This is a genomic window from Natronobacterium haloterrestre (assembly GCF_900112205.1).
In the GTDB taxonomy this organism is placed as follows: domain Archaea; phylum Halobacteriota; class Halobacteria; order Halobacteriales; family Natrialbaceae; genus Natronobacterium; species Natronobacterium haloterrestre.
On the sequence record NZ_FOKW01000006.1, the window covers coordinates 37,058 to 53,930 of the forward strand.

Sequence of the window (16,873 nt, forward strand, 5' to 3'; positions counted from 1 at the left end):
TCGGATACTTCAGTCGTTCCGTCGCTTCCCAGGTAAGTGGAACTGTCGAAGAACACGTTCGGTCAATTGGGGCCCTGTCCGCCCGACCGCCGTCCGCGGAGCGTCAATCGTCCACGACGACGCCCCGGTGTCGGCGTTCGTCCAGGGGTTCGATCGCGAACCCCAGCGACTCGTAGAACGGCCGCACGCCGTCGTCGAACCGCGCGGTGAGCCGTCCCTCTCGTTCGAGTGCGTGTCGGATCAGCCGGCGACCGAGCCCGTTACCGCGATGGCGACGGCGGACGCCGATGGCGGAGACGTGTGCGCCGCGCTCGCCCTCGATCGGCTCGAGCACGATCGTCCCGAGGATCCGTTCCTCGTCGCCGTTCCCGTCGCCGGCGACGAACACGTCCCCGGTCTCGATCCGTCCCTCGACGTCGCCGGGTTCGAGCATGGCCGCGTCGAGGATGCGTCTGACCTCGAGGGCGTCGGCGGACCGGGCGGGACGGACGAACGGCTTCATGATGGGGGGTCGCTACTCGCAGACGAAACGCCGGCGGGTGCCGACCGATTGGCTCGCTCCTCGAGGGTGCGACGCGGCTCGAGGGGTGGGATGGGAGGGCTGTCGGCTACCATGTGAGTGGATTCGTTGCCGGCCGCGGAAAATTGCACGGCTTCCGGTTTCCGGGCTGTCGAGTGCCAGATGCCGGGTGTCGAGGGCCAGATGCCGGGTGTCAGGTGCCAGGTGGTGGCTGCCGGGTTCCAGATGCCAGGTGGTGGCTGCCGGGTTCCAGATGCCAGGTGGTGGCTGCCGGGTTCCAGATGCCAGGTGGTGGCTGCCGGGTGCAGATCACCCCGGCGGCCGGCCACGGAACGAACCATTATTGACTCGCGCGCAAATATTGCGCCAACGGATGACACGCAGTTCAGACGCCGTCTCGTTCGCCGACGTCGAGGCCGCCCGCGATCGGCTCGACGACGACTCGGTCGTCAAGCATACGCCCGTCGAACGGAGCACCTCGCTGGACGAACTCACCGGCGGCGAGGTCCACCTCAAGATGGAACACCTCCAGTGGACGGGCTCGTTCAAGACCCGGGGCGCATACAACAAGATCGCCCAGACGGTCGAGGAAGGGGAGGCGAACCGCGTCGTCGCGGCAAGCGCGGGCAACCACGCCCAGGGGGTCGCGCTCGCGGCGACGAAACTCGGCATCGACTCGACCATCGTGATGCCCCGCAGCGCCCCCCAGGCCAAGGTCGATGCGACCCGCGAGTACGGGGCGGACGTCGAACTCGTCGGCACCGACTTCCGCGAGGCGATGGCCCACGCCCGCGACCTCGCCGACGACGGCGGCGACGTCGAGTTCGTCCACGCCTACGACGACCCTGCGATCGTCGCCGGGCAGGGCACCCTCGGCCTCGAGATGTACGAGGACCTCCCCGAGGTGGACACGATCGTCGTTCCGATCGGGGGCGGGGGGCTCATCTCCGGGATCGCGACCGCATTCGCCGAACTCTCGCCCGACACCCGCGTCGTCGGCGTCCAGGCCTCGGACGCCGCGACGGTTCCCGACAGCCTCCAGAAGGGGACGCCGGTCTCGCTCGAGTCGGTCGATACGATCGCGGACGGGATCGCGACGGGCGGGATCTCCGATCTCACTCTCTCGCTGATCGAGGAGCACGTCGACGAGGTGGTAACGGTAACCGACGGGGAGATCGCGCGGGCGATCCTCCTGTTGTTAGAGCGAGCGAAACAGGTCGTCGAGGGTGCGGGTGCGGCCTCGGTCGCGGCCATCATCAGCGAGGAACTGGACGTGACCGGCGAGACGGTGATGCCGCTACTCTGTGGCGGCAACCTCGACATGACGATGCTCCAGACGGTGCTGGTCCACGCCTTGAGCGACCGGGATCAGTTACTCCGGCTTCGGGTGCGGATCGACGACCAGTCCGGGAGGATGGAGGAGATCTCGGGTCTGATCGCCAAGCACAACGCCAACATCCGCAACGTTCGTCACGACCGGTCGGCCCCGGAACTCGACGTCGGCGAGGCTCATCTCGTCTTCCAGATCGAGACCAGCGGCGCGGGGCAGTCGCGGGCGATCATCCGCTCGATCCGGGATCACGGTTACGAGGTCAAACACGTCAACGCCTGACCCCTTCCTGACGTCGAAACCGATGGCGAGCTTTCCGCTACGCCGAACCGCCCTTGATCAACCGCAACACCGTCACCTCGTCGCTGTCGACCGGCTGATCCTCCGGCACCGGACGGCCGTCGACCAGGACGCTCACCTCGTGGGGACTGAGATCGACCGCCCCGAGGAGGTCGGCGTAGGTCGGTTCGGCTCGACCGTCCGAACCGCCGGCAGTGCCGAGTTCCTCGAGGTCGATCTCGTGGGTAGTCTCGCCCTTGACGTCGACGGTGACGCGCATACCCCCAGTTACGAGGGCGCGGACTTGAGCGCGTCGCTCGGCCCCGCTCGGTCCCGCTCGGCGTCAGTCGGTCGCCGGTTCGTCGGATCCGACGTCTCCCTCGTATCCGGGTTCCGGTTCCGCCTGCCCTCGCTCGCGGGCGGTCCGCCGGGGACCGTACAGCGTCGAGGCGAGCGCGCCAAGCCCCAGCAGGAAGATCAGCAGGTTGAGCGGATCGCCGACGTAGGGGACCTGCCCGAGCACCGCGCCGCCCAGGAGGCCGACGACCAGCGCCAGCCACCGGTTCTCGACGCCGGCGAGCGAAAGCAGCGCCGCGGCGACGGCGAACCGGCCGTAGACGATCCCGATCCAGATCACGAGCAGGAACGCGAAGGTGCCGACGATCGTCAGCGGGATGCCGATCACGGTGATCGCCGTCGCGACGAGCAGTATCGGCACCCCGACGAGGACGCCCAGTCCGACCAGCCCGGTCCGGACCGGGTTGCTCGCGACCCGGTCGGCGACGCCGGCCGAGAACCGCGGGAACAGCGCCAGCAGCACGGCCCCGAGCAACAGGTTCAGCGCGAACGCATACAGCGCGAACACCCACGAGGCCAGGGGCTCGACCGTCGGCGCGAGGTCGCTGCCGACGCCGATCGACGAGTCGCGCTCGATCTCGCCCGCGACCGCATCGGTGTTCCCCTCGAGCGAGCCGCCGTACCGGAGGTCACCCTCGAGCGCCGCATTGTCGCCCAGTCGGATCGTCTCGGCACCGACCGACGCATCGCCGACCACGGTGCCGTCGATCGTCACGGTGGCGGCACCCGCCGAGAGCGTGCCGTCGACCGTCGCGCCCTCGAGGATCTCGAGGCTGCCCGCGGCCGTTCCGACGTCCCCCCCGACGTCGCCGCCGATCGTTACGGTCCCGCCTACGGCGTCGACGTCGCCCTGTACGTCGCCGTCGATCCGGACGTCGCCCCCGACTGCCTCGACGTCGCCGGTGACGGTGCCCTCGACGAGGATCGTTCCTCCGATCGCCTCGAGGCCGTCGACGGTCTCGCCCTCGTCGACGACGATCGTCGCGCCGATCCGGACGTCGGTCCCCGTCTGGGCCACGGGCGCGGTCGCGGCTGCTACAGGCGTCGCACAGACCAGCGCGGCGAGGACGACCGCGACTGCGATCCGGGCTCGAGATGGTTCCCTGAATGACATGTACGCTACTTCCTCGAGCAGGGCTAAAATACTGTGTGTGCCCTCGTCGGCGTTCAGGCTGCGGGACCGGGAACGTGGCGGCCCACTCGACGGCGACCTTCGGTCGTTTTATTTCCGGGCCGCGCGTTGACCCGGTATGAGCGAGGCCGACGCCGAGGCGGCGGAGCCGACACCCGGCAAGACCGAGGTCTGGATCGAGAAGTACCGGCCGGACCGGCTCGACGAGATCAAGGGCCACGAGAACATCGTCCCGCGGCTGAAACGGTACGTCGAGCAGGACGACCTCCCCCACCTCATGTTCGCGGGGCCGGCGGGCACCGGCAAATGTGTCACCGGTGAAACGCCGGTACTGACGAACAAGGGTGTTGCCCCGATCTCGGACATCGTCGGGGATAGTGACGGGTTCAAGACGCCGGACGACGACCTCGAGATCCTGACCTACGACACCGACGGGACGTTCGAATACGTCGCTCCGTCGTACGTTTTCTCCAAAGACGCGACTGATCTCGTTTCGATCGAGACTCGAGACGGGAACGAGTTCACGGTCACGCCGGAACACAAACTTCTCGTCGCGGACGAGACGGGACTCGAGTGGCGAGAGGCTGGATCGCTGTCGGGCGATGAACGGATCGTTCGGCCACTCGAAACATCACTTACCGACAACCCGTCCACGTCACTCGACTGGCTCTCGTCGATGGACGGCGACCGGACGTTCGTTACGGTCTCGGAGTCGTTCGCCGAGAAACACGATATTCCGGCCGAAGAAAACTACGTCGGCCAGAAGAAGACGGTGATCGGCTGTCTTCGACGCGGTTATTCGGTCGACGAGATTACCGCTGAGTACGATATCGCTCGGAAAACGGCACAAAATTACGCACGAGACGTCTCGATCGATCTCGAGAAGCCATCGACGACCTGTTCACTGGAATATCTTCGGTCGCTTGGGGTTGCGGAATCGGAACTCCGAACTCACGTCGAATCGGTACAGTATGTCACCCCGTACAACAATCGATCCACTCCGATTACGCCGGCATGGGAACTGACCCCTGACCTGGCACGTTTCGTTGGTCTCGCGATCAGTGAAGCACGGATCGAAAACGGTCGAATCAAGTTCTATAACACGGACGACGCGCTCTGCGAGTCGTTCGAACGGATCGCACGGGACCTGTTCGACGTCGAGACGACCCGTGGCACACACAACGATATCCCGTTCGTCGAACTCCGGACGAAGTCGCTGCATCATTTCCTCGAGTCCTGCTTCGATGTCTTCGCCGACTCGTCGGAATCAGCCATCGGTTCGACTATCGTTCACGCTCCTGACGACGTTCGAGCGGCGTTCCTGCGGTCCGTCTTCGACTCGGAGGCGTACGTCGCGGACCAGGCGACGATCGAACTGACACAGAAAGACGAATCGGTTATTACGCTCTGTTCCTATCTGCTCGCCTCGTTCGGAGTTCCGACGAGGCGGAAACGCATCGAGAAGACGGCAACGAACGGCTCCCAAACGGAACAGGAGTACCACGCACTGTATATCTCGGGTGTCTCGGCGCTCTCACGGTTCGAAGACGCGGTCGGATTTACTATCGACTACAAGGGCGATCGACTCGCTGACGCGACGTCAGGCACGGGGAATCCGAACCACGATACGATGCCCGCACAGACGGCCGTCGATAACCTCTGTCGAACGCTCGCGTTGAAAAAAGAGCCGCTAGTGACCGAGTCCCTAAACCCTGACACCCCCGGTCGTGAATCCTACCTCGAGGACATCGATTGCGTGTTGGAGGCCGCGGCCGACCGTCTCGAGACGGCACAACAGGTCAAACGAGAGATCGACCAGGTCCGAACTGATATCCGATCGACGACTGCAGTTCCGACGGAGTGGATCGACCAGCGGGAGGCAATGGAACCGCTCGAAGCGCGAAAGGAGGTGGAATCCACGACGGGGATTCGGACGGACCGTTTGCTGGAATACGCGGACGGGCGACGATCCCCGCCCGCACGGCGCGCCAGCGAGTTGCTCGTTACGCTCGAGTCGCGCGCCGAAACGCCAGATATCTCCGCAATACAGGAATCGCTTTGCGAGGCGATAGATGCACTCGGCGTCTCGGACAATCGAGTCGCCGAGGGAACGGAGTTACTCGGGACGGACGTCCGAAATCTCCTCGAGAACGACGATCACGACCTCGGATCGCTACCGCGGTTCGAGACCGTCGCCGATCGTATTCTCGACGTCGCCGACGAGATGTGTTCGATGGAAGTCGTTGAACAATTGGTCACGCTCGATCGGCTTTCACGCGGGACGCTCTATTTCGATCGTGTTTCGAACGTCGAGCAAATTCAGGACGAGCGTCGCGTTTACGACCTCACGGTGCCCGGAACGCGAAACTACGTAGCGGGTGACGTGCCAACGGTCATGCACAACACGACCGCAGCACAAGCCATCGCCCGCGAGATCTACGACGACGACTGGCGGGAGAACTTCCTCGAACTCAACGCCTCCGACCAGCGCGGGATCGACGTCGTCCGCGACCGGATCAAGGACTTCGCGCGGTCCTCGTTCGGCGGCTACGACCACCGCATCATCTTCTTGGACGAGGCCGACGCGCTCACCAGCGACGCCCAGTCCGCGCTTCGTCGCACGATGGAGCAGTTCTCGAGCAACACCCGCTTTATCCTCTCGTGTAACTACTCGAGCCAGATCATCGACCCCATTCAGTCCCGGTGTGCCGTCTTCCGTTTTACCGAACTGACAGACGACGCCATCGAGGCCCAGGTCCGCGAGATCGCCGCCGAGGAGGGGATCGAGGTGACCGACGACGGCGTCGACGCCCTGGTGTTCGCGGCCGACGGCGACATGCGGAAGGCGATCAACGGCCTCCAGGCCGCGGCCGTGATGGGCGAGACCGTCGACGAGGACACCGTCTTCGCGATCACCTCCACCGCCCGCCCCGAGGAGGTCGAAGAGATGGTCGAACACGCCATCGACGGCGACTTCACCGCCGCCCGCGCGGCCCTCGAGGACCTGCTGACCGACCGCGGGCTCGCCGGGGGCGACGTCATCGACCAGCTCCACCGGTCCGCGTGGCAGTTCGACATCCCCGAGCGGGCGACGGTCCGACTGCTCGAGCGGCTCGGCGAGGTCGACTACCGTATCACGACGGGTGCGAACGAGCGGCTGCAACTCGAGGGGATGCTGGCGTCGCTGGCGCTGGAAGACGAAGAGTAATCGTCCGGTCGGTTCACTTCCACTTTCACTTCCACTCTCACCTCGACTTTCACCCTCACTTTCACTTCCACTTCCACTCTCACCTCGACTTTCACTTCCACTTCCACTTCCACTTTCACCCCGTTCGGCGAACCTTGTCGTACGCTTCCGTCGAACTCGAGGTGTGCGATCACCACTCGATATCACTGACGAGGAGACGTACTGGCTCCGCAGTAGAGACGTCAGCGACGCCCCGGCTATCGGCGGGGACGCCTACTTCTCGACCCACGACGTGCCCCGGGCGTCGGAGGTCACTGCCGACGACCTGCCCCCCGCCGACAGCGAGGCAGTCGCCGAGATCGATCGGGAGGCCCTCGAGACGGAGACGACGATCGGCAAGTGGCAGGTGACGGGGACGGGCGAGCGCATCGCGGAACTGTGGCCCGAGTTCGTCGCCGACGCGGAGGACGGGATCATCTGGGCCGCGAAAGCGATGACGACCTACGGCTACGACCACCTCGAGATGTACGACGACTACCTCCTGACCGTGTACACGCCGAACTACTTCGCGAAGGGCGACGTCGACCGCGTCAGGGATCACATCCGCGAGGGGTACGGGATCACGAAGGAGTTGTACTACAAGCCCGACATCTACACGAGAAAGGGAATCGTCGCGGAGTCGGCCGCGGAGTTCGGCCTCTCGGTGCCGGCCCGGTACGTGGCCTGAGTCGATCGCGTCAGGTCAGATCGAGCGCGTCGACGCCGCGGAACGCGAAGGCCGTCCCGTCCTCGTCCTCGGCGACGCCGACGTCCCAGCCGTGGGCTGCGGCGATCTCCTCGACGGCGTCCAACTGGAGGCCCGCCCCCTCCGTGCCGTCGAGTCGACCCGGCGTGGGTGCTTCCTGGCGGCCGTCCGGCCCGTCCTCGTTTGCGGGCCGGTCGCCGGCCACGTAGAAGCCGTCGTCCGTCGCGCCGACGGTGACGGTGATCGGCTCCGACCCGGCGTCGGCCGTCCGCTCCCCGTCGACCGCCGTCTCGAGCACGTGTTCGAACAGCTCCCGCAGGCGCACGCGGTCGGCCTCGAGCACGAGGTCGCTCTCGGTGACGAGTCGTGCGTCGCCGGTGTCGACGGTCGCCCAGGCGCGCCGTGCGACGTCGCTGACCGCGACGGGTTCGGCCTCGTCGGCGTCGGCCAGGTCTTCCAGCGCGGTGAGCCCGGCCTCGAGTTGCTTGTGGGCGTCGGCGATGGTTCGGAAGTGTTCCTCCTTGCCGGTCTCCTCGGCGAGTTCGAGGTAGCTCCGGGCGACGTTCAGCGGTGCGAGCACGTCGTCGTCGACCAGTTCGGCGATCGTCTCGAGGCGTTCGGTCGCGGCGGCGTGCTCGAGTTCGCGGCGCTTGCGCTCGGTGACGTCGTCGTAGACGAGCAGTCCGGTTTCCGTCCGAAGTTCGCCGTCGGCGTCCGCTTCCTCGCCAGCGTCGTCTTCGCCGTCCTCGTCGTCACCCTCTACCACCGTCTCGAGCGGCACCGCGGTCAACACGAAATCCCGGACGCCCTCGACCGTCTCGCGGCGGTGGATCAGCAGTTGCCGCTCCCCGGAGCGAAGCGCCGCGGCGAGGGTCTCGGCACGTTCCTCGAGGCCGTCGGGGACGGTGTACTCGGCGATCGGTTCGCCCGTGAGCGCGTCGGGATCGGCGTCGAACGTCTCCGCGAACGCCCCGTTGACGTCCCGGACGACGGCGCGACCGTCCTCGAGTTCGTACCTGACCGCGGGGTCGGGCACGTTTTCGAACACGCGCTGGAGCCGGTCGCGTTCGGTCTCGAGTCGTCGAGAGGCATCGGCCAGCAGGTCGCGCTCGGCCTCGAGCCGTTCCTGCTCGCGGCGGACCCGGTCGCGCTCGTTGATCAGTCCCCGTTCGGTCCAGTTTCGCTCGAGGATCGTCGCGGCGTACTCACACAGCGACTCGAGGATCTCGAGGTCGGACTCGTCGCTGGACTGGGCGTACCGGTCCGTTTCGACGGTCCCGCCGTCGCTCGCGGTCGCGCTCTCACCCGTCTCGGGGGAATCCACGACTACCTGCAACACGCCCACGTCGCCGACCGGCACGCTGTACAGCGACCGCGCGTTCTCGCCGGGGCGCTCGAGGACGTCGTGCAGTCCGAGGTCGATCCGGACGGCGGAGTCGTTCCGGAACGCCCGGCCGAAGGGGCTGTGGACGGGCGTGTCGCCGATCGTCCCCTCGGGGATCGCCGACGAGGTCGCCCGCGGGACGAGGTCGCCGAACTTGACCGTCGCGATCCAGCAGTACTCGTAGCCCAGCACCTCGACGACCTCCTCGATCAGTTGGTCGAAGAGTCGCTCGCGGTCCCGGCAGTCGGCGAGCCGTGCCGCGGCCTCGAGGACGGCGGTGGTTGCTCCGCTCGTCTCGCCGGCGGAATCGGCGGCGTCGCCGTCGGTGGGGTCGTCGGGGCCGTCTTGGTCCTCGATCCCCGGCCCCGAAGGCGCGTTCGGTCGCGTCCCCTCCACGTCCGAGCGGTCCGCGACCCGCTCGTCGCCCGGTGGGGGCGCGGGCGTGCCGGTCGGCTCAGATCGCGATCGCGACCCCGATTTCGACCCGGCGCTCGCCGACCCTCCTCCGGATCCGGTGCCGGCCGTCGCGACGTCGTGACATGCCCGTTCGATCTCGTCGGCCAGGTGGGAGACCGCGTCGTCGGTCCCGCGCCGGACGTAGCCGTCGACCCTGTCGGCGGACCGCGAAGCCGCCGAGGCGTAGGAGTCGTCGGTGAAGACGACCAGCGGCGTCTCCCCGCAGGCATCGGCTACCTCGAGCAGGTCGACGTTTGCGGTCAGCCCGAAGCCCGGGTTTCCGTCGCCGGTTCGATCCGCCTCGCGCTCGGCGAAGACGACGCAGTCGGCCTCGGGTGCGAACTCGCGGATCCGCTGGGGGGTCCCGATCGGGTGAACCGTCGGTTCGTCGTCGGTTCCGTCGGTCGTCTCGGCGACCGTTCGCTCGAGCGCCGCCGCTCCCTCGCGGGCCGTCGCTTCGGTCGTGGCCGCGTAGAGAATCGTTCGGGGGCGGGGACGCGTTGACGAGTGTGCCATCGATGACTTCGAACCCGTTGACTATGTGTACTGTCCGGCGGACCGGGGTAAAGTTTCTCTGGCCGCGTCTGACGATTCTTTCGCAGTGTCTGTCGATATTATACCGCCGATACAGCAGAATATTACGATCGAAGCGCCGTCAGAACCCCGTTCGCAGCTTCGTCCGAGCGGACAGGCGTCGCCCGGCGGGCGGCGGTTCCCGTTGGGGGGTCGACGGGACCGGCCTCGGCCCGGTTCGGCGACGGACTCGCGAGCCTGGCGTACCAGGAATCCGAGAGGATCGCGGCGACGAGGATCGAGCGCGGTCGTTTCGCGTTCCTCCACCCGTTAGTTCCCCGTCGGCTCCCGCTGCGTTCGAATCCCACCGTTACGACGAATTGGTTTTTCCGGCCCACCGCGAGCGGGCCCTCGAGTCGATCCCCGTTCCCGCCGCACGGCCGATTCTTCCCCGGTGAACGTTGCGGAACTGTTTTAGGCGCTGGCTGGTCAACACACGTGTAATGAGCGAACTGGCGGACGAGTACCGCCTCGAGTACTTCGAGGAGGAAGGATTCGTGCGAAAGGAGTGTCCCGAGTGTGGGGACCACTTCTGGACGCGCGACGAAACCCGGGAAACCTGCGGCGAGCCGCCCTGCGAGGAATACGACTTCATCGGCGAGCCCGGCTTCGACGAGGCGCACAGCTTAGAGGAGATGCGGGAGGCGTTTCTCTCCTTCTTCGAGGAGCACGACCACGAGCGGATCGACCCCTACCCCGTCGCCGCGAACCGGTGGCGGGACGACGTCCTGCTGACGCAGGCGTCGATCTACGACTTCCAGCCGCTCGTCACATCGGGGGAGACGCCGCCGCCGGCGAACCCGCTGACGGTGTCCCAGCCCTGCATCCGAATGCAGGACATCGACAACGTCGGCAAGACCGGACGCCACACGATGGCCTTCGAGATGATGGCCCATCACGCGTTCAATAGCCGGGAGGACGCCGACGCCGAGTACGCCTACGAGGGCGAGGTCTACTGGAAGGACCGGACCGTCGAACTCTGTGACACCCTGCTCGACGAGATGGGGGCCGACATCGAGGACGTCACCTACATCGAGGACCCCTGGGTCGGCGGCGGCAACGCCGGCCCCGCGATCGAGGTCATCTACAAGGGCCTCGAGCTCGCGACGCTCGTCTTCATGTGCATGGAGCAAGACCCCGACGGCGAGTACGAACTCAAGGACGGGAACACCTACTCGTTCATGGACACGTACATCGTCGACACGGGCTACGGCCTCGAGCGCTGGACCTGGATGTCCCAGGGGACGCCGACGGTCTACGAAGCGATCTACCCCGACATGATCGACTTCCTCGAGGAGAACGCGGGGATCGAACACACCGACGAGGAAGCGGACCTCGTCGCCCGCGCGGCCCGCCTCTCGGGGAACCTGGACATCGACGACGTCGACGACGTCGAGGCCGCCCGCGGCGACATCGCCGACCAGCTCGGCGTCTCCGTCGACGAACTCCGGGACCTCGTCGAACCGCTCGAGGACGTCTACGCCATCGCCGACCACTGCCGCACCCTCGCGTACATGCTCGGGGACGGGATCGTCCCCTCGAACGTCGGGACCGGCTACCTCGCGCGGATGGTGCTCCGACGGACGAAACGGCTCTGTGACAACGTCGGCGTCGACGCGCCGCTGGACGAACTCGTCGACATGCAGGCCGAGCGCCTGGGCTACGAGAACCGGGACACGATCCGTGACATCGTCCGTACGGAGGTCGAGAAGTACCGCGAGACCCTCGAGCGCGGCGGCCGCCGCGTCGAAGCGATCGCGGAGGAGTACGCCGAGACGGGCGAGCCGATCCCCCACGAGGAACTGATCGAACTCTACGACTCCCACGGCATCCAGCCCGACATGGTCGCGGAGATCGCCGAAGACGTCGGCGCCGAGGTCGACGTCCCTGACGACTTCTACAGCCTCGTCGCTGACCGCCACGACACGCCCGAGAGCGTCGAGACGGCGTCCGAGGACGAGGACGAACGGTTCGAGGACCTCCCCGAGACCGAGAAGCTCTACTACGACGACCAGGGACGGACCCAGTTCGAGGCGGTCGTGCTGGACGTCTTCGAGCGCGAGGACGGGTACGACGTCGTCCTCGACCAGACCATGTTCTATCCCGAGGGCGGCGGCCAGCCCGCAGACACGGGGACGCTCTCGACGGACGACACCACGGTCGAGGTCACGGACGTCCAGATCGAGGACGACGTGATCCTCCACCGGACCGACGAGAACCCCGGCAAGGGCGAGTTCGTCAACGGCCAGATCGACGCCGATCGCCGTCGACAGCTGATGCGCCACCACACGGCGACCCACATCGTCATCCACTCCGCCCGGCAGGTGCTCGGCGATCACGTCCGCCAGGCCGGCGCACAGAAGGGCGTCGACTCCTCGCGGATCGACCTGCGCCACTACGAGCGGATCACCCGCGAGGACGTCAAGGAGATCGAACGCGTCGCCAACGACATCGTCATGGACAACGGCCAGGTCACCCAGGAGTGGCCCGACCGTCACGAGGCCGAGGCCGAACACGGCTTCGACCTCTACCAGGGCGGCATCCCGCCGGGCGAGCAGATCCGCCTGATCCACGTCGACGAGGACGTCCAGGCCTGCGGTGGCACCCACGTCGCCCGCACCGGCGACATCGGCTCGATCAAGGTCCTCTCCACCGAGCGCGTCCAGGACGGCGTCGAACGAATCACGTTCGCGGCCGGCGAGGCCGCCCTCGAGGCCACCCAGGAGAAAGAGGACGCCCTCTACGAGGCGGCCGAGACCCTCGACGTCTCCCCCGAGGAGGTCCCCGAGACTGCCGAGCGGTTCTTCGAGGAGTGGAAGGACCGCGGCAAGCGCATCGAGGACCTGAAAGAACAGCTCGCGGCGGCCCGCGCCGGCGGCGGTGGCGACGGCGAGGAGGTCGAGGTCGGCGACACCGCGGCCGTCGTCGACCGCATCGACGCCGACATGGACGAACTCCGCGCGACGGCAAACGCCATCAGCGAGGAGGGCAAGATCGCCGTCCTCGGCAGCGGACAGGACGGCGCGCAGTTCGTCGTCTCCGTCCCCGACGGCGTCGGCGTCAACGCCGGCGAGGTCGTCGGCGAACTCGCCGCCAAGGTCGGCGGCGGCGGTGGCGGCCCGCCGGACTTCGCCCAGGGCGGTGGCCCGGACGTCGAGGCACTGGACGACGCGCTCGAGGCTGCCCCGGACGTCCTGCGGCAGGTGCTGGACGCCTGAGCGGCTAGTCGAGGTCGTCGGTTCCCGGAAGGGTGTGGACGAGCGACCCCTCGAGCGCGTACGTCGGGCCGAGGGTTCGTTCCGACTCGAGGGTCGCGTCGACGTCGAGGCGCAGGTCGAACGGGTCCTCGTCCCGCGGCTCCACGAGCAGGTCGAACGTCACCGAGCCGCGGCTCCGGAACCCGAGGTCCGAGACGGCGAGCACGGTCGTCTCCGGGTCCTCGCCGGCGCTGAACCTGATCGGCTCCCACGACGAGCCGCCGGGCCGAGTGAGCGAGAACTCCGGCGGTCGCCCGACGCCGATCGGACGGAGCTCGTACCGTACCTCCTCGAAGCGCGTTCCCTCGCGGTGCCAGACGTGCAGCCGTATCCCGTACGGGGTTCGGGGTTCGTCGCGGAAGCGCTCGAGGAGCGAGACCGTGGCGAGGCGGTCGCCGTCGTCTCGGTAGACGAGATGCGTCTCGGTCTCCTCGGCCTCGGTTTCCGGCCGGGAGAGCGTCTGCGCCCGGAGCCCACCGCAGCCGGCGAGGACGGCGGCGATGCCGGCTCCGCTGGTGGCCAGCAGCCGCCGGCGGGATGGACGGGGCGATCGCGAGGTACCGTCGTGGGGAACCATGGGTCCGTGTACTGGCCAGGGAGTATCAATTCTTCGTGAACGCCCGCCGTCGCGGTCGGAAACCGACCGTATCGACCGGGGGCACGAACCGAAACCGTCGCCTTTCTTCCGCTCGCGCCCCTCGAGACCGACATGCCGACCGCTTCGAACGGAGACGTTTCGTTGTTCTACGACCGCGCGGGCGACGGGCCCGGCGACGAGCCCGTCGTCTTCGTCCCGGAGGCCGGCCTCGGCGGCTGGTCGTGGGGCTGGCAACACGCCGCCCTGGCCGGCCCCTTCGAGGTCGTGGTCTGGGACCTCCGGGGGACCGGCCGCTCGGACGCGCCGCCCGGCCCGTACGACCTCGAGACGCTCGCGGCCGATCTGGAGGCCGTCCTCGCCGACTGCGGCGCGCGATCGGCCCACGTCGTCGGGCTGGGACTGGGCGGCGCGATCGCGCTCGAGGCCGCCCGCGACTCGACCCGGATCGAGACGCTGTCGCTCGTCGGGACCGGCCCGCAGGGGACGGCGTTCGACCTCGAGCCCCTGTTCGCGTCGCCGGACGATGGGACCGCCATCCGCGAGTCCCTCGAGACCGTCCTCTCGGCGCAGTTCCGTGCGGAACAGCCCGACGTCGTCGACGGCATCGTCGACTGGCGGGCCGACGGCGACGCCGACCGCGCCGGCTGGGAAGCCCAGGCCGCCGCCCTCGAGGGGTTCGACGCGACCGACTGGCTCGTCGAGGTGACCCAGCCCGCGCGGGTCTTCCACGGAACCGACGACGACCTCGTCCCGCCCGACGCGGGCCGGGACCTCGCCCGTGGACTCCCCCGCGGCGAGTTCGTGCCGGTCGAGGGCGCGGGCCACCTCGCGACGATCGAGCGATCCCGGACGGTCAACGACCTCCTCGCGGGCTTCCTCGAGGAGCACGCGGCGTTGGAACTCGAGGACTGACTCGCCGTTCGTCCCGGCCCCGCGCTTGCGAGTGACCCCCGCCGTCTTACGGGCTCGCGGCTCGTATCGCCGTCCGTGACCTTTTCGCTCGCGCGTCGGGCTGACCGACATCCCGACCGAACGGCGGTCGTCGACGTTTCGGAGGAGCGGCTGTACGCGCCGGCCGAGACCGTCCACGAGGATCGGCTCTCCTACGCGGAGCTGTCGCGGCTGGCCGACGCGGTCGCGGGACGGCTGGCCGCTCGCGGGATCGGGGCCGGGGACACGGTCTGTCTCGTCTCGCGGAACCGCGCGGCCTCGCTGGCGACGCTTTTCGCCTGCCGACGTCTGGGCGCGACGCTCGCTCCGATCTCACACTGGCTGACGCCCGCGACCGTCGAGCGGCCGTTCGCCGTCCTCGAGCCGGATCTGGTCGTCTCGGAGCGCGCCCAGCGGGACCTCGTGCGATCGATCCCGTTCGACCGGTCGGTGACGTTCGCGGAACTGGCCGAGACGGAGTCGACGGACGACCCGAACGCGAGTGCGCCCGCGACGGACGACGCGGGCCCGTTGCTCGCGCTCCACGGCGACGGCGGCCGGCCCGTCGCGACCTTCTCCGAAGCGACGCTCGAGTGGAACTGCGTCTCGGCGATCGTCGCCTGGGGTATCTCACGGACGGACGTCGTTCCGCTCCTCCCTCCGCTGTCCGCCGGCGACGCCCTCGTCCGGGTGGCCCTCCCGGTGCTGTACGCCGGCGGGGAACTCCTGTTGGATCGCGCGTTCGATCCGGGCGATACGGTGACCGCGATGGCGGAACGGGAGGCGACGCTTCTCTCCGGGCGTGCCGGCTCGCTCGCGGACCTGGCCGACGACGACCGGTTCCCGGCGGCCCTCGAGTCGGTCGACCGGGTCCTCTGTGAGGGTGCGGTCCCTTCTGGGGTCCGGGACACCGCTCGAGAAACGGAGACCCCGGTCGCCCGGACGTTCGGCCGCCTCGAGTGTCCGACCGCGTTCGGGGGGCGACTCGACTCGACTGCGGTACGCGCCGGCGCCGATCCCGGGCCCGGGGAACCCGCCGTCGGCCCGCCGATGCCCGACTGCCGCGTCCGTCTCGTCGAGGACGGCGAACCGATCCCCGCCGGTCGGGCCGGCGAGGGGCGACTCGACCTGGCGGGACGGCTCGTCGCCGACGGCTACGTCGGGCCGCCCGGACTCCTCGAGCCGGAAGAGACGGGTCCCGGAGAAGAGACGGATCCGCTCGAGACCGTGGCGACGGGAGAGGGTCGCCCCCGGTTCTCGGACGGCTGGCTCGAGACCGACCGCCGAGTCCGGCGGGACGGAGAGGGGAACTACCACCCGATCGCGGTCGAGGATTAGCGCAGCGTCCGCAGCGTCTCGCCCGCTTCGCGTGCGGCCTCGAGACACTCCTTCGCGTAGCGGGGGTCGTCGGTCGCGGCGGCCTCGGCGGCGAACCGCTCGAGGGCTTCCCGGAGGGAGTCGCGGGCATCCCCGAGGTCGCCGTCGGCGCTGCCGCCGGTTCGGGAGCGGCGGGGCCGCGACGGTTCGTGCCCGCGCCCGCCCCTGCCCCCGCCCCCGCTCGACCCGTCGCCGGACCGGGACGACGCCCCGAGCGACTGGGCGGTCTCGGCGCGTCGCCGGGCGGCTTCGGCGGTCGCCGGGGAGACGTCCGTGGAGTCGGCGTCCGCCCCGCGGTCGGCTCGGGAGGCCGACTCGGTCGAACTTTCGTCGGCGGATTCGTCCCGTGACGGCGACGGGGACCGCGCACGCGGCCGGTCCGGCTCGTCCCGGCTCGAGGCGGCGTCGGTCGCCGCGGCGGCCTCGGCGGGCTCGTCGCGGTCGTCCGCGTCCGTCGCGTCCGCGGGGTCGGCGTCCCGAGAGTCACCGGCGGCGGGGTCCTCGGCGGGCTGGGCCTCGAGGTCGGTCCCCTGGACGGCCTCGGAGTTGCCGTGACAGCTCGGACAGAAGGTGACGCCGTTTTCCTTGAACAGTGGGTCGCCGCAGGTGCCACAGTGGGCGTTGGTCATCGTCGCACCCTTCAACAGGAGGTCGCTCATCCGCTGGGTAGCCTCCCGCTCGGCCTTGTCGCGCTCGTACTTCTCCCGAAGTTTCTCGCGCTCGGCTTCCTTGTCGAAGTCGCTCATAC

12 protein-coding genes are annotated in these 16,873 nt (G+C 68.3%); 6 read left to right on the forward strand and 6 right to left on the reverse strand.

Going from position 1 to position 16,873, the window contains the following annotated elements:
* Positions 1 to 103: 103 nt before the first annotated feature.
* On the reverse strand, positions 104 to 502 hold the full coding sequence (locus BM113_RS12380) for a GNAT family N-acetyltransferase (protein WP_089788392.1): 399 nt from the start codon (positions 500 to 502) through the stop codon (positions 104 to 106).
* A gap of 391 nt (positions 503 to 893) precedes the next feature.
* Between BM113_RS12380 and ilvA the strand changes: the two genes are divergently transcribed.
* Complete coding sequence (gene ilvA / locus BM113_RS12385; protein ID WP_089788393.1) at positions 894 to 2,132, forward strand: threonine ammonia-lyase; 1,239 nt, start codon at positions 894 to 896, stop codon at positions 2,130 to 2,132.
* Positions 2,133 to 2,169: 37 nt separating this feature from the next.
* On the opposite strand, the gene samp2 is transcribed toward ilvA, so the two are convergent.
* Together samp2 and BM113_RS12395 are read right to left on the reverse strand one after the other, a co-directional pair.
* The gene (gene samp2, locus BM113_RS12390; protein ID WP_089788394.1) at positions 2,170 to 2,409 is read right to left on the reverse strand and encodes a ubiquitin-like small modifier protein SAMP2; all 240 of its coding nucleotides are present in this window, start codon (positions 2,407 to 2,409) and stop codon (positions 2,170 to 2,172) included.
* A gap of 63 nt (positions 2,410 to 2,472) precedes the next feature.
* Positions 2,473 to 3,600 carry a bactofilin family protein gene (locus BM113_RS12395; RefSeq protein WP_089788395.1) on the reverse strand — a complete coding sequence of 376 codons (1,128 nt, stop codon included), beginning with the start codon at positions 3,598 to 3,600 and terminating at the stop codon, positions 2,473 to 2,475.
* A gap of 136 nt (positions 3,601 to 3,736) precedes the next feature.
* On the opposite strand from BM113_RS12395, the gene BM113_RS12400 reads away from it, so the two are divergent.
* Both BM113_RS12400 and BM113_RS12405 read left to right on the forward strand, forming a co-directional pair.
* Positions 3,737 to 6,826, forward strand: coding sequence for a replication factor C small subunit (locus BM113_RS12400; protein ID WP_177209161.1), 3,090 nt, complete (start codon positions 3,737 to 3,739; stop codon positions 6,824 to 6,826).
* A gap of 163 nt (positions 6,827 to 6,989) precedes the next feature.
* Positions 6,990 to 7,532: a putative phosphothreonine lyase domain-containing protein gene (locus BM113_RS12405; protein ID WP_089788396.1), complete on the forward strand. Its 543-nt coding sequence runs from the start codon at positions 6,990 to 6,992 to the stop codon at positions 7,530 to 7,532.
* A 10-nt stretch (positions 7,533 to 7,542) separates the two neighbouring features.
* Here BM113_RS12405 and BM113_RS12410 read toward each other — a convergent pair whose 3' ends face one another.
* Positions 7,543 to 9,906: a GAF domain-containing protein gene (locus tag BM113_RS12410; RefSeq protein WP_089788397.1), complete on the reverse strand. Its 2,364-nt coding sequence runs from the start codon at positions 9,904 to 9,906 to the stop codon at positions 7,543 to 7,545.
* Between the two features lie 500 nt (positions 9,907 to 10,406).
* On the opposite strand from BM113_RS12410, the gene alaS reads away from it, so the two are divergent.
* Positions 10,407 to 13,181 (forward strand): alanine--tRNA ligase, encoded by a 2,775-nt coding sequence (gene alaS, locus BM113_RS12420; RefSeq protein WP_089788399.1) that lies wholly within the window; start codon positions 10,407 to 10,409, stop codon positions 13,179 to 13,181.
* Between the two features lie 4 nt (positions 13,182 to 13,185).
* On the opposite strand, the gene BM113_RS12425 is transcribed toward alaS, so the two are convergent.
* A complete protein-coding gene (locus BM113_RS12425) occupies positions 13,186 to 13,797 on the reverse strand; it encodes a DUF8121 family protein (protein ID WP_089788400.1) in 612 nt (203 codons plus the stop codon).
* 132 nt (positions 13,798 to 13,929) lie between these two features.
* On the opposite strand from BM113_RS12425, the gene BM113_RS12430 reads away from it, so the two are divergent.
* Together BM113_RS12430 and BM113_RS12435 are read left to right on the forward strand one after the other, a co-directional pair.
* Positions 13,930 to 14,730 carry an alpha/beta fold hydrolase gene (locus tag BM113_RS12430; RefSeq protein WP_089788401.1) on the forward strand — a complete coding sequence of 267 codons (801 nt, stop codon included), beginning with the start codon at positions 13,930 to 13,932 and terminating at the stop codon, positions 14,728 to 14,730.
* A 75-nt stretch (positions 14,731 to 14,805) separates the two neighbouring features.
* Positions 14,806 to 16,086: an AMP-binding protein gene (locus BM113_RS12435; RefSeq protein WP_089788402.1), complete on the forward strand. Its 1,281-nt coding sequence runs from the start codon at positions 14,806 to 14,808 to the stop codon at positions 16,084 to 16,086.
* Here BM113_RS12435 and BM113_RS12440 read toward each other — a convergent pair.
* Complete coding sequence (locus tag BM113_RS12440) at positions 16,083 to 16,871, reverse strand: Sjogren's syndrome/scleroderma autoantigen 1 family protein (RefSeq protein WP_089788403.1); 789 nt, start codon at positions 16,869 to 16,871, stop codon at positions 16,083 to 16,085. The two genes, BM113_RS12435 and BM113_RS12440, sit on opposite strands and share 4 nt — an antisense overlap.
* Positions 16,872 to 16,873: the final 2 nt, after the last annotated feature.